The organism is Variovorax sp. 10N432, from assembly GCF_056394465.1.
Genome location: NZ_JBFTHX010000022.1, coordinates 85,798 through 103,653 on the forward strand (window position 1 = coordinate 85,798; position 17,856 = coordinate 103,653).

At 69.2% G+C, this 17,856-nt stretch carries 18 protein-coding genes; 11 read left to right on the top strand and 7 right to left on the bottom strand.

The features are described 5' to 3' along the window. The first annotated feature begins 93 nt into the window (after window positions 1-93). Window positions 94-2,136: a molecular chaperone HtpG gene (htpG, locus tag AC1DF3_RS23660; RefSeq protein ID WP_286534280.1), complete on the top strand. Its 2,043-nt coding sequence runs from the start codon at window positions 94-96 to the stop codon at window positions 2,134-2,136. A 23-nt stretch (window positions 2,137-2,159) separates the two neighbouring features. Next, window positions 2,160-2,624 carry an EVE domain-containing protein gene (locus AC1DF3_RS23665; RefSeq protein ID WP_478141015.1) on the top strand — a complete coding sequence of 155 codons (465 nt, stop codon included), beginning with the start codon at window positions 2,160-2,162 and terminating at the stop codon, window positions 2,622-2,624. Here the strand turns inward: AC1DF3_RS23665 and dmeF are convergent. After that, window positions 2,602-3,567, bottom strand: a complete 966-nt coding sequence (gene dmeF, locus AC1DF3_RS23670) for a CDF family Co(II)/Ni(II) efflux transporter DmeF (protein ID WP_478141016.1) — start codon at window positions 3,565-3,567, stop codon at window positions 2,602-2,604. The genes AC1DF3_RS23665 and dmeF overlap by 23 nt on opposite strands. Between dmeF and AC1DF3_RS23675 the strand changes: the two genes are divergently transcribed. Beyond that, window positions 3,566-3,853 (top strand): metal/formaldehyde-sensitive transcriptional repressor, encoded by a 288-nt coding sequence (locus tag AC1DF3_RS23675; RefSeq protein ID WP_478141017.1) that lies wholly within the window; start codon window positions 3,566-3,568, stop codon window positions 3,851-3,853. The two genes, dmeF and AC1DF3_RS23675, sit on opposite strands and share 2 nt — an antisense overlap. An 8-nt stretch (window positions 3,854-3,861) precedes the next feature. Here the strand turns inward: AC1DF3_RS23675 and AC1DF3_RS23680 are convergent, their stop codons facing one another. From AC1DF3_RS23680 to AC1DF3_RS23690, 3 genes are read right to left on the bottom strand one after another with little or no spacing between them, the layout of a single operon-like run. Beyond that, on the bottom strand, window positions 3,862-4,986 hold the full coding sequence (locus AC1DF3_RS23680; protein ID WP_478141018.1) for a CaiB/BaiF CoA transferase family protein: 1,125 nt from the start codon (window positions 4,984-4,986) through the stop codon (window positions 3,862-3,864). A gap of 4 nt (window positions 4,987-4,990) precedes the next feature. Further along, on the bottom strand, window positions 4,991-5,977 hold the full coding sequence (locus AC1DF3_RS23685; protein WP_478141019.1) for a Bug family tripartite tricarboxylate transporter substrate binding protein: 987 nt from the start codon (window positions 5,975-5,977) through the stop codon (window positions 4,991-4,993). A gap of 29 nt (window positions 5,978-6,006) precedes the next feature. Next, the gene (locus AC1DF3_RS23690; RefSeq protein ID WP_478141020.1) at window positions 6,007-7,701 is read right to left on the bottom strand and encodes an acyl-CoA dehydrogenase family protein; all 1,695 of its coding nucleotides are present in this window, start codon (window positions 7,699-7,701) and stop codon (window positions 6,007-6,009) included. A 105-nt stretch (window positions 7,702-7,806) separates the two neighbouring features. Between AC1DF3_RS23690 and AC1DF3_RS23695 the strand changes: the two genes are divergently transcribed. Beyond that, on the top strand, window positions 7,807-8,703 hold the full coding sequence (locus AC1DF3_RS23695) for a LysR family transcriptional regulator (protein WP_478141021.1): 897 nt from the start codon (window positions 7,807-7,809) through the stop codon (window positions 8,701-8,703). On the opposite strand, the gene AC1DF3_RS23700 is transcribed toward AC1DF3_RS23695, so the two are convergent. Next, window positions 8,694-9,743 carry a serine/threonine protein kinase gene (locus AC1DF3_RS23700; protein ID WP_478141022.1) on the bottom strand — a complete coding sequence of 350 codons (1,050 nt, stop codon included), beginning with the start codon at window positions 9,741-9,743 and terminating at the stop codon, window positions 8,694-8,696. The genes AC1DF3_RS23695 and AC1DF3_RS23700 overlap by 10 nt on opposite strands. 176 nt (window positions 9,744-9,919) lie before the next feature. On the opposite strand from AC1DF3_RS23700, the gene AC1DF3_RS23705 reads away from it, so the two are divergent. Together AC1DF3_RS23705 and AC1DF3_RS23710 are read left to right on the top strand one after the other, a co-directional pair. Continuing rightward, entirely contained in the window at window positions 9,920-10,645 is a 726-nt protein-coding gene (locus AC1DF3_RS23705) for a cytochrome c oxidase assembly protein (RefSeq protein WP_478141023.1), read from the top strand. Continuing rightward, entirely contained in the window at window positions 10,642-11,154 is a 513-nt protein-coding gene (locus AC1DF3_RS23710) for a CopD family protein (protein ID WP_286534268.1), read from the top strand. The genes AC1DF3_RS23705 and AC1DF3_RS23710 overlap by 4 nt, the downstream gene beginning before the upstream one ends. On the opposite strand, the gene AC1DF3_RS23715 is transcribed toward AC1DF3_RS23710, so the two are convergent. Next, window positions 11,118-11,627 carry a DUF2231 domain-containing protein gene (locus AC1DF3_RS23715; protein WP_286534267.1) on the bottom strand — a complete coding sequence of 170 codons (510 nt, stop codon included), beginning with the start codon at window positions 11,625-11,627 and terminating at the stop codon, window positions 11,118-11,120. The two genes, AC1DF3_RS23710 and AC1DF3_RS23715, sit on opposite strands and share 37 nt — an antisense overlap. Window positions 11,628-11,660: 33 nt before the next feature. Here AC1DF3_RS23715 and coxB point away from each other — a divergent pair, with 33 nt between their 5' ends. From coxB to AC1DF3_RS23740, 5 genes are all read left to right on the top strand, one after another. Next, on the top strand, window positions 11,661-12,371 hold the full coding sequence (coxB, locus tag AC1DF3_RS23720; RefSeq protein ID WP_478141024.1) for a cytochrome c oxidase subunit II: 711 nt from the start codon (window positions 11,661-11,663) through the stop codon (window positions 12,369-12,371). Next, a complete protein-coding gene (gene ctaD, locus AC1DF3_RS23725) occupies window positions 12,368-14,908 on the top strand; it encodes a cytochrome c oxidase subunit I (protein ID WP_478141025.1) in 2,541 nt (846 codons plus the stop codon). The genes coxB and ctaD overlap by 4 nt, the downstream gene beginning before the upstream one ends. Further along, on the top strand, window positions 14,905-15,246 hold the full coding sequence (locus AC1DF3_RS23730) for a hypothetical protein (protein WP_478141026.1): 342 nt from the start codon (window positions 14,905-14,907) through the stop codon (window positions 15,244-15,246). Before ctaD ends, AC1DF3_RS23730 begins: the two co-directional genes overlap by 4 nt. 34 nt (window positions 15,247-15,280) lie before the next feature. Further along, window positions 15,281-16,612: a ferredoxin reductase family protein gene (locus AC1DF3_RS23735; protein WP_478141027.1), complete on the top strand. Its 1,332-nt coding sequence runs from the start codon at window positions 15,281-15,283 to the stop codon at window positions 16,610-16,612. Window positions 16,613-16,748: 136 nt separating this feature from the next. After that, window positions 16,749-17,123 carry a TfoX/Sxy family protein gene (locus AC1DF3_RS23740; protein WP_478141028.1) on the top strand — a complete coding sequence of 125 codons (375 nt, stop codon included), beginning with the start codon at window positions 16,749-16,751 and terminating at the stop codon, window positions 17,121-17,123. On the opposite strand, the gene AC1DF3_RS23745 is transcribed toward AC1DF3_RS23740, so the two are convergent. After that, the gene (locus AC1DF3_RS23745) at window positions 17,120-17,854 is read right to left on the bottom strand and encodes an ABC transporter ATP-binding protein (protein WP_478141029.1); all 735 of its coding nucleotides are present in this window, start codon (window positions 17,852-17,854) and stop codon (window positions 17,120-17,122) included. The genes AC1DF3_RS23740 and AC1DF3_RS23745 overlap by 4 nt on opposite strands. Window positions 17,855-17,856: the final 2 nt, after the last annotated feature.

Genomic DNA, 17,856 nt, shown 5'->3' on the forward strand with positions numbered 1-17,856 from the left:
CGGCCCTTGCGATCGGGCCGGCCAGCCCCAGGTCTTGTAAAGTTGAAAGCTCGCCGTCGGCGAACCGTTTTTCCCTTTGATTGTTCTCGCGCCATGACCATCTCCAAGACCAAACTCCCGTTCCAGGCCGAAGTCGCCCAGCTGCTGCACCTGGTCACGCATTCGCTCTACTCGAACAAGGAAATCTTCCTGCGCGAACTGATCTCGAATGCGTCCGACGCCTGCGACAAGCTGCGTTTCGAAGCCATCGACCAGCCCGCGCTGTTCGAAGACCAGCCCCGGCTCGACGTCCGCGTCGCCTTCGACGCCGAAGCCAAGACCCTGACCATCACCGACACCGGCATCGGCCTGAGCCAGCAGGAAGCCATCGACAACCTCGGCACCATCGCCAAGAGCGGCACCAAGGAGTTCATGAGCCGGCTGTCGGGCGACCAGAAGGCCGACGCGCAGCTGATCGGCCAGTTCGGCGTCGGCTTCTACTCCGGCTTCATCGTGGCCGACAAGATCACGGTCGAATCGCGCCGCGCCGGACTGCCGGCCGAAGAGGGCGTGCGCTGGGTCAGCAGCGGCGCCGGCGACTTCGAGGTCGACACCATCAGCCGCGCCGAACGCGGCACCAGCGTCACCCTGCACCTGCGCGACGACGCCGAGGAATACCTCAACGCCTGGAAGCTCAAGTCGATCATCGGCAAGTACTCCGACCACATCTCGCTGCCGATCCTGATGGAGAAGGAGGAGTGGAAGGAGGGCGAGGACAACAAGGGCGGCGCGATGGTCAAGACCGGCGAATGGGAGCCGGTCAACAAGGCCAACGCGCTCTGGAGCCGGGCCAAGAAGGACATCAGCGAAGAGCAGTACGTCGACTTCTACAAGAACATCAGCCACGACTTCGAGGCGCCGCTGGCCTGGAGCCACAACCGGGTCGAGGGCAACACCGAGTACACCCAGCTGCTCTACATCCCGGCCAAGGCGCCGATGGACCTGTGGAACCGCGACAAGGGCGCGGGTGTCAAGCTGTACGTCAAGCGCGTCTTCATCATGGACGACGCCGAGGCGCTGCTGCCCAGCTACCTGCGCTTCGTCAAGGGCGTGATCGACTCCGCCGACCTGCCGCTCAACGTCAGCCGCGAGCTGCTCCAGGAGAGCCGCGACGTCAAGGCGATCCGCGAAGGCAGCACCAAGCGCGTGCTGGGCATGCTCGAGGACCTGGCGAAGAAGCAGAAGACGGCGGCCGAGAGCGGCGAGGGCAAGATCGACGTCGGCTCCGGCGAGTCGGTGCCGGCGCCCGAGCCGACCGAAGGCGTGACCGACGTGGTCGACAAGAAGGCCGACCACAGCACGCCCGCGGCCGAAGCCGCCGCGGAATACGCCGACGAATCGGGCAAGTACGCCCGCTTCTATGCCGAGTTCGGCGCGGTCCTGAAAGAAGGGCTGGGCGAGGACTTCGGCAACCGCGAGCGCATCGCCAAGCTGCTGCGCTTCGCCTCCAGCACCAGCGACACGGTCAGCGTCAGCTTCGCCGACTACAAGTCGCGGATGAAGGACGGCCAGGACGCGATCTACTACATCACGGCCGACACGCTGGCCGCCGCCAAGAACAGCCCGCAGCTCGAGATCTTCAAGAAGAAGGGCATCGAGGTGCTGCTGATGACCGACCGGGTCGACGAGTGGGCGCTCAACTACCTGACCGAGTTCGACGGCACGCCGCTGCAGAGCGTGGCCAAGGGCGCGGTCGACCTGGGCAAGCTGCAGGACGAGGCCGAGAAGAAGGCGGCCGAGGAAGCCGCCGAGTCCTTCAAGCCGCTGCTGGAGCGCCTCAAGGAGACACTCAAGGACAAGGCCGAGGACGTCCGCGTCACCACCCGCCTGGTCGATTCGCCGGCCTGCCTGGTGGTGCAGGACGGCGGCATGAGCACCCAGCTGGCGCGCATGCTCAAGCAGGCCGGCCAGCCCGCGCCCGAGCTCAAGCCGGTGCTCGAGGTCAATGCCGAGCATCCGCTGGTGAAGAAGCTGGAGGGGTCGGCGCACTTCGACGACCTGGCCAACATCCTGTTCGACCAGGCGCTGCTGGCCGAAGGCGGCCTGCCGGCCGATCCGGCGGCCTACGTGCGCCGGGTCAACGCCCTGCTGGTCTGAGGCACGCGCTGCGCGACGCCGCCATGTCCGGCTACTGGTTGATGAAGTCCGAGCCCGACGAGTGCTCGATCGACGACGCCCTCGCGGCGCCGAAGTCGACCGTGCCCTGGACCGGCGTGCGCAGCTACCAGGCGCGCAACTTCATGCGCGATGCGATGCAGGTCGGCGACGGGGTGCTGTTCTATCACTCGAGCTGCCCGGAGCCCGGCATCGTCGGCATCGCGCGCGTGGCGTCCGGCACCCGGCCCGATCCGACCCAGTTCGATCCGGCCTCGCCCTACTTCGATGCCGCGTCGAAAGCCGAGCAGCCCCGCTGGCTGCTGCTGGACGTGCAGGCGCTGCGCAAGACGCGCCTGCTGTCGCTGCCCGAACTGCGCGCCACGCCGGCGCTGGCCGACATGCTGGTGCTGCGCAAGGGCAACCGGCTGTCGATCACGCCGGTCGAGCCGCAGCACTGGCAGCTCATCACGGAGCAGCTGCTGGCCTGAGCCCGGGGGCTGCCGCTACGCGGTTCACCTCGACCGAGATGTGGACCAGCTCCTCGTGGATGCGCAGCTGCTGCTTGAAGTAGTCCGGCCCGACATCGCCGTCGGTGGCCAGCGAGACGATGCAGGCGTACTTGCCCCTGCCGACCCGCCACACATGGAGATCGCACAGCGTGGCCGGCACCGGGCTGGCATCGATCACCTCGCGGATCTCGGCCACCACCGGCGCATTCATCTCGGCGTCGAGCAGCACCCGACCCGACTCGCGCATCAGCCCGGCGGCCCAGACCGCGACCAGCCCGGCGCCGACGATGCCCATCAGCGGGTCGAGCCAGTCGGCGCCCCACAGCTTGCCGCCGAACAGCGCGACGATCGCGAGCACCGAAGTCGCGGCATCGGCCACGACGTGCAGGTAGGCCGAGCGCAGGTTCAGGTCGTGGTGCACGTGGCCGTGGTGATCGTGGTGGCCGTGATGGGCATGGCCGTGGTCTTCCCCGCGCAGCAGCCAGGCGCAGGCCAGGTTCACGCCCAGTCCGAGCACGGCGATCGCGATCGCCTGGTCGTAGTGGATCGCGCTCGGGGCCAGCAGGCGCTCGACCGATTGCCAGAGCATCGACGCGGCCACCAGCGCCAGCACGATCGCGCTGGTGTAGCCGCCGAGGATCTCGATCTTCCAGGTGCCGAAGGAGAAGCGCCGGTCGTCGGCGAAGCGCCGCGCCGCGGCATAGGCGGCCACCGACAGACCCAGGGCCACGGTGTGCGAGCTCATGTGCCAGCCGTCGGCCAGCAGCGCCATCGAGTTGAAGATCCAGCCGCCCGCGATCTCGATCACCATCATCACGGCGGTCAGGACCGCCGCCCACAGCGTGGCGCGCTGGGCCAGGGGATTGCCGTCGTCGAAGACGTGGGCGTGCTGCCAGCCCCGGGTGGTTTGAAGAGTCTGCATGGCCAGATACTGTACCCGCCACACCATCACGGGAAGCGCGAAGCTGCTGGCGCGGGTGCGCCGCATCAAGGGCCAGGCCGCGGCGCTGGAGAGCGCGCTCGGCGCGGGCACCGAGTGCATGGAGATCCTGCAGCAGATCGCGGCGATCCGCGGCGCCGTCAACGGGCTGATGCTGGAAGTCCTCGAAGGCCACGTCCGCGAGCACCTGGGGCCGGAGGCCGACCCGGCACAGCGGGGCGAGGACACCGAGGCCGTGGTGGCGGCGCTGCGCTCCTACCTGAAGTGAAGTAGCGCTTACTCGAATCCCGTGCCCGGCGTCAGCGGCGGATGCCGGTAGCTGGCCGGCGTGCGGCTCAGCTTCACCGGCGAGCCGATGCCGCGCCAGCCGCCTTCCATCTCGACCACCATCTCGCGGTGCGCGGTGTGCGGATGCTCGAGCGCCGCATCGACCGACAGCACCGGCGCCGCCGGCACGCCCGCGGCCATGAGCTGGTCGACCAGCTGGCGGCCGTCGAAAGTCGCCAGCTGCGCTTCGAGCCGCTGCTTGAGGCCGTCGCGGTTCACCGAGCGCGATCCGGCGTCGCGGTAGAGCGGGTCGTCGCTCAGCTCCGGCAGGCCGATGGTGCGGCAGAAGCTCGCGAACTGGCGGTCGTTGCCGACGGCCAGGAAGATCGGATCGGTGCCGGTCCGGAGGGCGTCGTAGGGATAGATGTTGGGGTGCGCATTGCCGGTGCGGCGCGGCGTGCGGCCGTCGAGGAACCAGTTGGCGGCATGCGGGTGCAGCAGCGACAGGCCGCTGTCGTAGAGCGCCGCCTCGACGAACTGCCCGCGTCCGCTGCGCTGGCGCTCCTGCAGCGCGAGCAGCACGCCGATCACCGCGTTGAGCCCGGTCACCATGTCGACCACCGGCAGTCCGACGCGCATTGGACCCCCCTCGGACTCGCCGTTGATGCTCATGATGCCGGTCATGGCCTGCACCGCGGCGTCGTAGCCCGGCAGGGCGCCGAGCGGCCCGTCGGCGCCGAAGCCCGACACGCGGCACCAGACCAGTCGCGGGAAGCGCTTCGACAGTTCGTCGTAGCCGATGCCCCAGCGTTCCATGGTGCCGGTCTTGAAGTTCTCGATCAGCACGTCGGCCTCGGCCACCAGTGCCAGCAGGGCCTCGCGGCCCTCGGCGCTGCCGAGGTCGAGCGCCATCGTGCGCTTGTTGCGGTTGAGGCCGTGGTAGTACGAGGCCACGCCGTCCTTGAAGGGCGGCCCCCAGGTCCGGGTGTCGTCGCCCTGCGGCGGTTCGACCTTGAGCACGTCGGCGCCATGGTCGCCGAGGATCTGGCCGCAGTACGGCCCGCCGAGGATGCGCGAGATGTCGAGGACGCGGATGCCCGCCAGCGCGCCGGTGGTGACTGTGGTGGTGGTCATGGCGTCAATCGAGCTGGGCGCCGGACTTCTTCACGACGTCTTTCCACTTGGCGGTCTCGGCGGCGATGAAGCGGCCGAGCTGCTGCGGCGAGGCGTCGGCCGCCGGCTCGAACCCTTGCGATGCGAACAGCTGCTTCACCTTGGGCGTCGCGAGCGCCTCGGTGAAGGCCTTGTTCAGCCTGGCGATGGTCTCGGGCGGCGTGCCGGCCGGCGCCACGATGCCGAAGAACACGCTGACGTCGTAGCCCTTGACGCCCTGCTCGGCCAAGGTCGGCAGGTCGGGCAGGGCTCGCGAGCGCTGCGCGGTGGCGATGCCGAGCGGGCGCAGCTTGCCGGCCTTGATGTAGGGCAGCGCGGTCAGGACGTCGGTGAAGCTCATCGACACCTGGCCGCCCAGCAGGTCGTTGAGCGCCGGCCCGGTGCCCTTGTAGGGCACGTGCTGCAGGACGGTGCCGGCGATGCCGTTGAACAGCACGCCCGCCAGGTGCGAGGAGGCACCGTTGCCCGACGAGGCGTAGCTGAGCTGGCCGGGGTGGGCCTTGGAATAGGCAATCAGCTCGCGCACGTCCTTCACCGGCAGCGCGGGGTTCACCACCAGGATGTTGGGCAGCTGCCCGATCTGGATCACCGGCGCGAAGCTGGTGGTCGGGTCGTAGCTGATCTTGCGGTAGAGGCTGGCGTTGATGGCCAGCGGGCCCGAGGTCCCGAACAGCAGCGTGTGGCCGTCGGGCAGGGCGCGGGCCACGAAGTCGGCACCGATGTTGCCGCCGGCGCCGGCGCGGTTCTCGACGATCACGGGCTGGCCCAGGCCGCCCGTGATCTCTGCGGCCAGCGTGCGTGCCATCGCGTCGGTGGGGCCGCCCGGCGGGAACGGGATGATCAGCGAGATCGGCTTGGTCGGAAAAGCCTGGGCCTGCGCGGTCGACAGGATGGGCAGCACCGGCAGGGCGCAGACGCCGGCGGCGAGGATGAGGGTCTTGAGCAGTTTCATGGTGTCTCCTGGATGTTCTGTGGAGTGCGTCAGGCGGTGGCCGCCTGCTTCGCGATCGCCGGGCTGTTCCACGCGGCTGGCACCGCATCCGGCGCCAGCGGATCGCGCGGCAGCACACGGTGCAGCAGCACGCCCTGCGCCCACTCGATGCGCTGCGGCGAGCCGCTGCGCGCGCCTTCCCAGGCCATCGCGATCGCGCTGCAGACGTGATAGAGGGCGGAAGCCGCCTGCCGCGCCAGGACGTCGCCGCCTTCGTGCGCCGCGGTCGCGGCCAGTGCGGCCGCGCGCGCCAGCGCATCGCGCAGTGCACCGGCAAAGGCCGGCGCCACGGCGGTGTCGTCGAGCAGGTCGCCGAAATGCGCCTGCAGCGCCGGCAGCGAGTTCTCGCGCTTGACGGCGCGGATCACGTCGAGGGCGACGATGTTGCTGGTGCCCTCCCAGATCGAGCCCAGGTGGGCATCGCGCACCAGGCGCGGGTCGCTCCATTCCTCGATGTAGCCGCAGCCGCCGCGGACTTCCATCGCATCGCCGGTCAGCTTGCGGGCGTCGCGGCAGGCGCGGAACTTGATGAGCGGCGTGAGGATCCGCAGCAGCGCATAGGCACCCGCTTCGCCGGCGTCGGAGCGGGCCAGCGCCTGGGCGGTCTGGAACACCATGCTGCGGGCCTGCTCGGCCGGCAGCCTGAGCTTGTTCAGCTGCCGCTGCATCAGGGGCATGTCGGCGAGGCGGCGGCCGAAGGCGCGGCGCTCGCCGGCGATGAACTCGGCCTCGGCGACGGCGCGGCGCATCAGGCCGGCGGCGCGCACGCCGTTCGACAGGCGCGAGTTGTTGACCATGTCGGCCATCTGCTGGAAGCCGCGTCCCTGCTCGCCGACCAGGTAGGCGAGCGCGCCCTCGAGGCGGATCTCGCCGCTGGCCATCGAGCGGGTGCCCAGCTTGTCCTTGAGACGCAGGATGCGGTAGTGGTTGGCGCTGCCGTCCTCCAGCTGCCTGGGCAGCAGGAACAGCGAGACGCCTTTCATGCCGGCCGGCGCATCGTCGGCACGCGCCAGCACCATCGCGAAGTCGGCGTCGGGATTGGAGCAGAACCACTTGTCGCCTTCGAGGCGCCATTGGCCGGCCGCGTCCTTGCGGGCCAGGGTGAGGGTGGCCGCGATGTCGGAGCCGGCCGCCTGCTCGGTCATGAACATCGCGCCCTGGGCCAGGGTGTCGAAGTCGAGCGACTGGAAGCGCGGCAGGAAGCGCTCGACCAGCTCTGGGCTGCCGAACTTCTTCAGCGTGCGGGCCAGCGAGTCGGTCATCGAGACCGGGCAGCAGAGCCCGAACTCGGCCTGCACGAAGAGGTAGGTCAGCACGTACTTGACCAGCGGCGGCATCTTGCCTTTCCAGCCCAGCGTGTCTTCGCGGTGCGACATCGCGGCCAGCCCGAACTCGCTGAGCGCGAGGCGCTCCATCTCGACATAGGCGGGATGCTTGTCGATCTTCTGCTGGTCGATGCCGGTGCGGGTGCGCAGCGACAGGGTCGGCGGGTTCTTGTCGGCGGTCTGCGCCAGCTCGTCGAGGCGGCCGCCGGCCAGGGCGCCCAGGCGCTCGAAGTGCGGGCGCATGTGGCGCACCAGCTCGGGCGGCAGATAGAGCGCGAGCATCCGGTGCAGCTCGGCGTCGGTGGTGAAAAGGTTCTGCCCGTGGCGGTCGGGCACGGGATGGGCGGGTGTGCTGGACATGTCTCGTCTCCTTGTCGGACGCATCTTTTCGCGGTTGACGATGCTTGTCCAATATCAGATATGACTTGATTGATCTGATTTGCCTATTGTGGAAAACTGCCCCACATGGAACTCCGGCACCTGCGCTACTTCGTCGTCCTTGCCGACGAGCTTCATTTCGGCCGCGCGGCACGCCGGCTGTCGATCTCGCAGCCGCCGCTGAGCGTCGCCATCCGCCAGCTCGAGGAATCGGTCGGCGCGCGGCTGTTCGACCGCAACAGCAAGGAGGTGCGTCTGACGCCGGCCGGCCAGGCGCTGCAGGCCTCGGCCCGGCGGCTGCTGCGCCAGGCCGAGGAGGCGGCCCTCGAGGCGCACGATGTCTCGCAGGGCTCGGCGGGGCGCTTGCGGATCGGCTTCGTCGGCGCCATGCTCTATCGCGGCCTGCCGCAGGCGCTGGCCAAGTTCCAGGCCCGGCATCCGGCGGTGCGCGTCACGCTGGCCGAGCTCAACTCGGGCGAACAGATCACCGAGCTGCTGCACGACCGGCTGGACTTCGGCTTCGTCCACACCAGCCGCATGCCGGCCGAACTGCGCCACGAACTGCTGCTGTCGGAGCCTTTCGTCGCCTGCCTGCCGGTCGGGCATCGCCTCGCGCGCCGGCGCACGGTGGCCATCGCCAGCCTGCGCGACGAACCCTTCGTCTTGTTCTCCCGCAGCGCGTCGCCCGACTACCACGAGCGGATCCTCGCGATCTGCGCCGACGCCGGCTTCCGGCCCGAGGTGCGGCACGAGGTGCGGCACTGGCTGTCGGTGGTCTCGCTGGTCTCGCAGGGGATGGGCGTGGCGCTGGTGCCGAGCGCGCTGCGCCGGGCCGCGCTGCGCGGCGCGCTGTTCCGCCCGCTCGACGAGGACGTGGCCGGCTCGGATGCCTACTGCGTCTGGCGCGAGGGGCCCGAGAACGCGGTGGTGCAGGGCTTTCTTCGTGCCGTGCGGGCCGGCGTGCCGGCCGCCGATCAGGCGTAGAGGGGCTCCTCGGCCATCGCCTCGCACTGGTCCTGCAGCATCTGGATCTGCCCCTTCCAGTAGTCGCTGGAGCCGAACCACGGGAAGTTGATCGGGAAGATCGGGTCTTCCCAGCGCCGCGCCAGCCAGGCGCTGTAGTGGATCAGGCGCAGGGTGCGCAGCGGCTCGACCAGCGCCAGCTCGCGGCGGTCGAAGTCGCGGAACTGCTCGTAGCCGTCGAGCAGGCCGCTCAGTTGCCCGGTCTGCTGGGCGCGGTCGCCCGACAGCAGCATCCAGAGGTCCTGCACCGCGAAGCCGGTGCGGGCATCGTCGAGGTCGACGAAGTGCGGGCCGCCGTCGGGGCGGTCGGTCGGCGTCCAGAGGATGTTGCCGGGGTGCACGTCGCCATGCAGCCGCAGCCGCTTCAGCGGCGGGTCGTTGTCGCCGTCATGGCCGATGCCGAGCGCGCTGGCGGCGATCATCTCGAAGGCGGTGTTGCAGGCGGCTTCCCATTCGCGCTGGACGTCCAGCGGCACCATCTGGTGGCCGAGCAGCCAGTCGCGGGACGCGAGTCCGAAGGTCTGGAGATCGAGGGCCGGACGGGTGACGAAGGGCGCGCGGGCGCCGACCGCGTGGATGCGCGCCAGGAACCGGCCCACCCATTCGAGCACCTCGAAGTCGTCGAGCTCGGGCCCGCGGCCGCCGCGGTAGGGGCTGACGCTGAAGGCGAAGCCGCCATGGTGGTGCAGCGTGCGGCCGGCGACCGCGATCGGCGCCACGGCCGGCACTTCGGCCGCCGCCAGTTCGATCGCGAAACCGTGCTCCTCGAGGATCTGGTCGTCGCTCCAGCGGCCGGGCCGGTAGAACTTGACCACCACGGCGCTGCGGTCTTCGAGGTGGACCTGGTAGACCCGGTTCTCGTAGGAGTTCAGGGCCGTGAGACGGCCGTCGCCGTGCAGGTCGAGCGCGGCCAGCGCATCCAGCACCACGTCGGGCGTGAGACTCTCGTAAGGGTGGGCGGCCGAGGCCGCAGGCGAAGGAGGGGAGTTGGAAGGAGCCACCCCGCATTGTCGGGCCTGGCGTGTGCCGTCGACCGGGTTTCGCCTGCTTTGCACAGAAACGGGCGTTTGTCATTCGAGTCGAACCCTTCGACAGGCCGGGCGTGCTGGACTAGTATTTTCCAAACCAAGCAGTCCGCGGGGCGAGCACGGCCGCGGCACGGGGGAAGGAAACCGCCATGGTGAATTCGCTGATCGCTTACTGCGGTGCCGCCGCGGTGCCTGACGATACGTGGTCGCGCTGGAACTTCGATCCGCCGTTGCTGGTCGCGCTCGCCGCCGTGGCGTTGGTGGTGGCCCGCGGCCGCGGCGCCGATGCCCGCGCCGGCTGGGGCGCGCTGGCGCTGATGGGCGTGGTCTTCGTGTCGCCGCTTTGCGCCCTGTCGTCGGCGCTGTTCTCGGTCCGCGTGCTGCATCACGTGATCCTGGTGAGCGCGGTGGCGCCCTTGCTGGCGCTGGCCTTCCCGCAGCGGCGTGCCGGCCGGGTCCCCCTCCCGATGCTGGTCGCGGCCCATGCGGTCGTCCTGTGGGTCTGGCACGCGCCCGGCGCCTATGCCTGGGGGCTCGCGAGCGTCCCGGCCTACTGGCTGATGCAGCTCACGCTGCTCGGCAGCGCCTGGCTGCTGTGGCGGGCCGTCCTGTCGCCGGCCACGCCTTCGGGCCTGGCGCTGGTGGCGCTCGCCGTGACGATCGGGCAGATGGGTCTGCTGGGCGCCCTGATCGTCTTCGCGGCGCAGCCGCTCTATCCGGTGCACTTCGCGAGCACCCTGGCCTGGGGCTTCACGCCGCTGGCCGACCAGCAGCTCGCCGGCCTGCTGATGTGGGTGCCGGCGATGCTGCCCTACCTGGGCGCCGGACTCTGGCGTGCGTGGGCCAGCCTGCGGCCCGCGGAGGCGGCCCTGTGACGACCTTCCTCAAGTTCGTCCATCTGGCGACGATCGCGATCTGGTCGGGCGGCCTGCTGGTCTTGCCCTTCCTGTTCTGGCAGCGGCGCGGGCTCGAGGCCGGCGCCGAGCTCGACCAGCTGCACCGGATCGTCCGGCTGGTGTATGTGGAGCTGACCTCGCCGGCCGCGTTCGTCGCGGTCGGCAGCGGCACCGCGCTGATCTTCCTGCAGGCCACCTACGAGGAGTGGTTCTCGATCAAGATGGTGCTGGTCGGCATCATGGCGATGCTGCACGTGGTGGCGGGCCTGGTGGTCCACCAGCTGTTTTCGCCCACGGGTCGTTTCGGGCGCTTCTCGTTCATCAGCTTGTCAGCCACCTACGCGGTGCTGATCCTCGCCATCCTGTGGGTGGTGCTGGCCAAGCCGCAGATCGATTCGAACCAGTTCGCCACCCACCTGTTCGAGCCCGGCGGGCTGTCACGCCTGTGGCATCAGTCCTTCGGCGACACCAGGATGCCGATGCCATGATCGAACACCAGCTTGCCTCCATGCCAGCCGGCGAAGCCGACCATGACGGACGCCAGCACCGACAGCATCAGGCCGTGCGGCAGCACCGAGGCCGGGTCGGTCAGGCGCAGGCCCCAGCTGGCGCCCGAGATGGCGACCAGCGTCATTGCCGCGATGGCATGCGACCAGCTGGCCTCGTGCAGCCGGATGCCGCGCACCAGCAGCAGCTCGCCGGTGCCGACCAGGCTGGCCGCGACGCCGCTCCAGAAGGCCATGCCGGCGGCCCACAGTCCTGCCCGCAGCCAGAACACATCGCCCGACCACCAGTAGAAGACATCGACGCCGAGCGTGGCGACCACGAACGCGACCGGGAAGTGCACCAGCATCACGTGCAGCGGATGGCCGACCAGCGCGACCGCCGAACCAACTTCGAGCCGCTGCAGCTCGAGCAGGACCTCGCTGCGCGGTGGGGTGGTGTTGCCTTGGTTCGCCATGGTGCGTCTCCTTCTTTGCAGCGGGTGCTTCCGATGAGCGGCCATCGTAGCGGCTTGCGCGCGGCGCTCCAAGCCGGATCGCTGGCGCTGCTGAGCGGCTGCAGCGGGCCGCTCTCGACGCTCGATACCTCCGGGCCGGCCGCGGCCTCGATCGCGACCATGTGGTGGGTCATGCTGATCGGCTCGGCCTTGCTGTTCCTGCTCGTCGTCGGCATCTTCATCCTGGTGATCCGGCGGCCGGGCTGGGGCTCGAGCGTCTCGCCGACGCGCTGGATCGTGCTCGGCGGCCTGGTGCTGCCGGCCCTCGTGCTGCTGCCCTTGCTGGCCTACGGCCTGGTCACCGGCGAGCGCCTGCTGCCGCTGCCGGGCAGTGCGCCGCCGCAGCGCATCGAGGCGATCGCGTCGCAGTGGACCTGGACCTTCCGCTATCCCGGCCACGGCGGCGCCGAGACCCGCAACGTGCTGCTGCTGCCGGTCGGCCAGCCGGTCGACATGGTGGTGACGAGCAAGGACGTGATCCATGCCTTCTGGGTGCCGCGGCTCGCGGGCAAAGTCGACGCGGTTCCCGGGCGGGTCAACCGGCTGCGCATCCAGGCCGACCAGCCCGGCCGCTTCGAAGGCACCTGCGACGAGTTCTGCGGCATCGGCCACACGGGCATGCGCTTCGCGGTCATCGTCCATCGGCCGGAGGATTTTTCAGCCGCGTTGACGCAGGCGCTCTCAGCACCGGAGGCGAAGAAATGAGTGGACCCGCCGTCGACCCGCAGCCAGGAGGCGCCCGCGCACTGCGGCTGCACCGGGAGCTGAACAAGATCTGGGCCACCGGGCCGGGATGGCAGCGGCTGGCCGCGGTCAACCATTCGGTCATCGGCATGCGGATGTTCATCACGTCCTTCGCCTTCTTCCTGATCGCCGGGCTGCTGGGCATGCTGACCCGCGTGCAGCTGGCCACGCCGCATTCGCTGTTCCTCGACCCGGAGACCTATAACCAGGTGTTCTCGGTGCACGGCTCGATGATGCTGTTTCTGTTCGCGATCCCGATGGTCGAGAGCTTCGCGGTCTACCTGACGCCGAAGATCCTCGGGACCCGCGACTTCGCCTTCCCGCGGCTCACGGCCTACGGCTACTGGTGCTATCTGTTCGGCGCCTCGATCGTGACCGTCTCGCTGATCCTCGGCGTCGCGCCCAACGGCGGCTGGTTCATGTACACGCCGCTGAGCTCCAACGCCTTCACGCCGGGCGTGAATGCGGATGTCTGGCTGCTCGGCATCACCTTCGTCGAGATCTCGGCGCTGTCGCTGGCGATGGAGATCGTGGTGTCGATCCTCAAGATGCGCGCGCCGGGGATGTCGCTCGACCGCATGCCGATCTTCGGCTGGTACATCCTGGTCACCGCGATGATGATGATCGTCGCCTTCCCGCCGCTGATCCTGGCCTCGATCCTGCTCGAGCTCGAGCGCGCCTTCGGCCTGCCCTTCTTCGATCCGACGCGCGGCGGCGACTCGCTGCTGTGGCAGCACCTGTTCTGGCTCTTCGGCCATCCGGACGTCTACATCATCTTCCTGCCGATGGCCGGCGTGCTGTCGACCATGATCCCGGTCTTCGCCAACCGGCAGCTGGTGGGCTACCGCGCGATCGTGGTGGCGATCGTCGCGCTGGCCTTCCTGAGCTTCGGCATCTGGGTGCACCACATGTTCACGGTGGGCATCCCGCACCTGGCACTGGCCTTCTTCTCGGCCGGCTCGGCGATCGTCGCGGTGCCGACCGCGGTGCAGGTCTTCGCCTGGCTGGCGACGCTGTCGCACGGCAGGCCGCGCTGGGACGTGCCGATGCTCTACGTCTTCGGCTTCTTCTTCGTCTTCGCGATGGGCGGGCTCACCGGCGTCATGCTCGCGATGGTGCCCTTCGACTGGCAGGCGCACGACACCTACTTCGTGGTCGCCCACATGCACTACGTGGTGGCCGGCGCGCTGGCCTTCCCGATGGTGGCGGCGCTCTATTACTGGCTGCCGCTCCTGACCGGGCGCGCCGCAGTGCAGCGCCTGTCGGTGCCGGCGTTCTGGCTGATCTTCATCGGCTTCAACATGACCTTCTTCATGATGCACCTGACCGGCCTGCTGGGCATGCCGCGGCGCGTCTACACCTACCGCGGCGACGAAGGCTGGAACTGGCTCAACCTGCTGTCCTCGGTCGGCAGCTTCGTGATGACGATCGGCTTCGGGCTGCTGATCATCGACCTCGTGGTGCAGCTGCGCCATGGGCGCCGCGCGCGCCGCGACCCCTGGGGGGCCCAGACCTTCGAATGGGCGATGCCGATGCCGCCGGCCCCGTATGCCTTCGCCTCGATCCCGCATGTCGGGCCGCAGACCGAGGGCGTGACGAAGACCGAGCTGGCGGCTTCGCTGGCGCGTGGCGAGGGCTACCTGGGCGCCACGCGCAACGGCTGGCAGGAGGCGATGGGCGTGCACATCACGAGCGGCAAGCCCGAGCAGCTGATCGTGTTGCCGAACCCGACCTACCTGCCCCTGGTCACGGCGCTGTTCACGGGCGGCGCCGTGCTGGGCTTCCTCTTCAAGGCCTACTGGGTGTCGCTGGCGCTGGCGCTCGTCACCTTCGGCCTGTTCGTCGTCGCGGGGCGGCGCGCGGGCCTGCCGCGCGACTACGGGCCCTTGTCCGTCGGCCTGGGCGTCTCGGTGCCGCCGCACACCGAGGCCGCGAGTTCGCCGTCCTGGCTGGCGCTGATCTGCTCCCTGGTCGCCAACGGCACGCTGTTCACCTCGCTGGTGTTCGGCACCTTCTACCTCTGGCTGTCCGGCGGCGACTGGCAGAAGATGCCGCCGCCCGAGCCGAGCCGGCTGCTGGCCTTCGGCGTCATCGCCTGCCTGGCGGTCGCGGCGGTGGCGGCGCGCGGCTCGCTCAGGGTCGTGGTCGCCAGCGGCAAGACATCGGGCTGGATGGCGATCACCGCGCTCGCGCTGATGGCGGCGGCGGGGATGATCGTGGAGTTGATCATGGGCGTCACGCCGCACCCGCGCGCGCATGCGCTCGGCGCCACCGCGTCGGTGCTGCTGGGCTATGTGGGCTTTCATGCCGCTGCCGGGCTGCTGTTCCTGATCAGCAACTTCCAGCGCGTGCGCAGCGGCTACATCTCGCGCTTGCGCTGCACCGACCTGCGCCTGACGCGGCTCTGGATCGACTACACGCTGGTGACCGGCGTCATCGCGCTGGGCCTGGTGCTGGCGCTGCCGTCGCTGGTCACCGTGCTGGGGGCCCGGCCATGAATGCAGTGACGACGGTTCCACCCCGGCGTGTCTGGTGGCTCGCGGCCGGCTTCATCGTCTGGTGCGTCGCGCTGGCGGCGCTCTATGCGATCCACGCGATCGGCTGTGCCTTCGGCTGGTCGGCGGGCGCGCTGCGCTGGACCCTGGTCCTCGTGTTCATCGCGCACCTGGTCGTGATCGGATGGATGTGGGGCCGGTTCGCCAAGGGGGCACCCGACCCCGGATCGGGAGAGACCGGCAGCTTCCTGCACACCGCGATCGTCTGGACCACGATCACCGCGTTCGCCAGCGGCGTGCTCGCGCTCGGTCCGCCGCTGTTCCTCAGTGCCTGCATCTGATCGCGAACACCAGCCTGTTTCAACGCCGCACACCATGCAGTTCCGTGACCGAGATTTCCATCGCCGGGTCGTCTGGTCCGTGATCTACCTGCTGTTCATCCTGGCGCCGCTCCTGGCGCTGCTGACCGGCGCGCTGCCGCCGGCGCGCGATTTCTGGACCGAGTTCTCGGTCGCGCTCGGCTACACCGGCCTCGCGATGATGGGACTGCAGTTCGGGCTCACGGCGCGCTTCAGGCATGTCACGGATCCGTGGGGAGAGGACGTCATCTACCACTTCCATCGCCGGGTCTCGCTGCTCGCGGTCGGGCTGGTGGTGGTGCATCCGCTGATCCTGCTCGCCAACGGCTCCGACAAGATGGCCATGCCCGACTCCCTGGCCGAGGTGCCGCTGGGCGCTGTCTTCGCGGTGCTGTCGCTCGGCGCGCTGGTCTTGCTGGTCGTGATGGCGCTGTGGCGCACCCGGCTGAAGATCAGCTACGAGTTCTGGCACTTCACGCACATCGGGCTCGCGCTGGCCGCGGTCGGCGGCGGGCTGCTCCACATGGTGGGCTGGGGCTTCTACCTGGCCGATCCGGTGAAGCGCGCGCTGTGGATCGGCATGACGATCTTCTGGATCGCGCTGCTGCTCTACGTGCGCATCGTGAAGCCGCTGTTCATGCTGCGCCGGCCCTACCGCGTGGCCGAGGTGCGGGCCGAGCGCGGCGACACGACCACGCTGGTGATGCGGCCCGAGGGGCACGCCGGCTTCCGCTTCCGGCCCGGCCAGTTCGGCTGGCTCACGCTGTGGGGCAGCCCGTTCCGGATCACCGGCCATCCCTTCTCTTTCTCGTCGAGCGCGGAGGCCCCCGACGGACGGGTCGAGATGACGATCCGCAACCTCGGCGATTTCACCAGCGGCATCGCCAAGGTGCCGGTGGGGCGGCGCGTCTACCTCGACGGGCCGTATGGCGCCTTCACCATCGGCAACCCGGCGGACATGCATGTGCTGATCGCGGGCGGCATCGGCATCACGCCGATGATGAGCATGATCCGCACGCTGATCGACCGCGGCGACAAGCGGCCGCTGATCCTGCTCTACGGCGGCAAGGACCTCGAATCCCTCACCTTCAGGGATGAACTGGATGTGCTGGCGAAGCGGGTCGACCTCACGGTGGTCTACGTGCTGTCGCAGCCGCCGGAAGGCTGGGCCGGTGAAAGCGGCTACATCGATGCCGCCGTGTTCAAGCGGCATCTGCCCCCGGGCTATGCCGACCACGAATACTTCATCTGCGGCCCGGACGTGATGATGGACGCCATCGAGGCGGCGCTGGGCCAGATGAAGGTGCCGCTCTCGAAGTACCACTCGGAGCGCTACAGCTTCGTCTAGGAGACAGATCCCATGCGCCGCTTGTTCGCCGATCGACTGGTTCTCGCCACCGCGATCATCGTGGTGCTGGTGGCGGTCGTGTTCGCGGTCTTGCGCGTGGGCGCGTGAGCAATGGCTCGGGCGTCAGAATCGCCGCATGAACGAATTCGCGGAAGAGCTTCACGATGTCTTCGAGCGCTTCGGCCGCATCTCGCTGCGGCGGATGTTCGGCGGCCACGGCGTGTTCCACGAGGGCCGCATGTTCGGCCTGATCGCGGGCGGCCGCCTCTACCTGAAGGCGGATGCCGAAACGGCGGGCTTCTTCGAGGCCCGGCAACTGCCGCCCTTCGAGTACCAGCGCCGGGGGCAGACGGCCCGGATCTCGTATTACGAGGCGCCGCCCGAGCTGTTCGAGGACCGCCATGAAGCGGCGCTGTGGGCCGGTCGGGCGTGGGAGGCGGTGCTGCGCGCGGGCGCGGCGAAGCCTGCCGCGCGCCGGGTGCCGTCGAAGAGGATTCGCAGGTCGACCTAGGGCGAACCGCCGTGCATGCCACCCAGAAACAGCCGGTCCATCCGCGGGTCGGCCAGGATCTCGGCGGCCGGCTTGTGCAGCACCAGGCGGCCCGATTCCAGCGCGATCGCCTCGTCCGAATGGCGCAGCGCCGATGTCACGTTCTGCTCGACCATCAGCACCGTGGCGCCGCGGTCGGCCAGGCTGCGCAGCAACCTGAAGACGTCTTGCACCACGATCGGCGACAGGCCGATCGAAGGCTCGTCGATCAGGATCACCCTGGGCCGCAGGAGCAGCGCCCGGCCGATTTCCAGCTGCTTCTGCTCGCCGCCCGACAACGAGGACGCCGGCGAGTGCAGCCGCTCTTTCAGGCGCGGGAAGAAGTCCAGGACTTCCGGAATCCGCTCGTGGGTCGCCTTCATCCCGATCGTGATGCCGCCGAGTTCGAGATTCTCGAACGCGCTCAGCTGGCCGAAGAGGTTCCGCCCCTGGGGGACGAAGGCGATGCCCTCGGCCAGCAGTGCCTTCTGCGAGGCGCCCGTGATGTCCCGGCCCTCGAAGCTGATCCGGCCCGCGCGCGGCTTGAGCAATCCGAACAAGGTCTTCAGGACGGTCGATTTCCCGGCGCCGTTCGGCCCGATCAGCAGGCTGATGGCGCCCGCGGGAATCCGGAACGAGAGCTCGTTGAGGATCATGAAGTCCTTGTAGCCCGCCACGACATTCCGGAATTCGATGCAGGTTCGATCGTTCATGC

Bases quoted from the DNA above. Each gene is read 5' to 3' on its own strand.
- htpG (WP_286534280.1), top strand. From the start codon at position 94: ATGACCATCTCCAAGACCAAACTCCCGTTCCAGGCCGAAGTCGCCCAG.
- AC1DF3_RS23740 (WP_478141028.1), top strand. From the start codon at position 16,749: ATGAACGAATTCGCGGAAGAGCTTCACGATGTCTTCGAGCGCTTCGGC.
- AC1DF3_RS23685 (WP_478141019.1), bottom strand. From the start codon at position 5,977: ATGAAACTGCTCAAGACCCTCATCCTCGCCGCCGGCGTCTGCGCCCTG.
- AC1DF3_RS23665 (WP_478141015.1), top strand. From the start codon at position 2,160: ATGTCCGGCTACTGGTTGATGAAGTCCGAGCCCGACGAGTGCTCGATC.
- AC1DF3_RS23730 (WP_478141026.1), top strand. From the start codon at position 14,905: ATGAATGCAGTGACGACGGTTCCACCCCGGCGTGTCTGGTGGCTCGCG.
- AC1DF3_RS23675 (WP_478141017.1), top strand. From the start codon at position 3,566: ATGGCCAGATACTGTACCCGCCACACCATCACGGGAAGCGCGAAGCTG.
- coxB (WP_478141024.1), top strand. From the start codon at position 11,661: ATGAGCGGCCATCGTAGCGGCTTGCGCGCGGCGCTCCAAGCCGGATCG.
- ctaD (WP_478141025.1), top strand. From the start codon at position 12,368: ATGAGTGGACCCGCCGTCGACCCGCAGCCAGGAGGCGCCCGCGCACTG.
- AC1DF3_RS23695 (WP_478141021.1), top strand. From the start codon at position 7,807: ATGGAACTCCGGCACCTGCGCTACTTCGTCGTCCTTGCCGACGAGCTT.
- AC1DF3_RS23680 (WP_478141018.1), bottom strand. From the start codon at position 4,986: ATGACCACCACCACAGTCACCACCGGCGCGCTGGCGGGCATCCGCGTC.
- AC1DF3_RS23745 (WP_478141029.1), bottom strand. From the start codon at position 17,854: ATGAACGATCGAACCTGCATCGAATTCCGGAATGTCGTGGCGGGCTAC.
- AC1DF3_RS23715 (WP_286534267.1), bottom strand. From the start codon at position 11,627: ATGGCGAACCAAGGCAACACCACCCCACCGCGCAGCGAGGTCCTGCTC.
- AC1DF3_RS23735 (WP_478141027.1), top strand. From the start codon at position 15,281: ATGCAGTTCCGTGACCGAGATTTCCATCGCCGGGTCGTCTGGTCCGTG.
- AC1DF3_RS23690 (WP_478141020.1), bottom strand. From the start codon at position 7,701: ATGTCCAGCACACCCGCCCATCCCGTGCCCGACCGCCACGGGCAGAAC.
- dmeF (WP_478141016.1), bottom strand. From the start codon at position 3,567: ATGCAGACTCTTCAAACCACCCGGGGCTGGCAGCACGCCCACGTCTTC.
- AC1DF3_RS23705 (WP_478141023.1), top strand. From the start codon at position 9,920: ATGGTGAATTCGCTGATCGCTTACTGCGGTGCCGCCGCGGTGCCTGAC.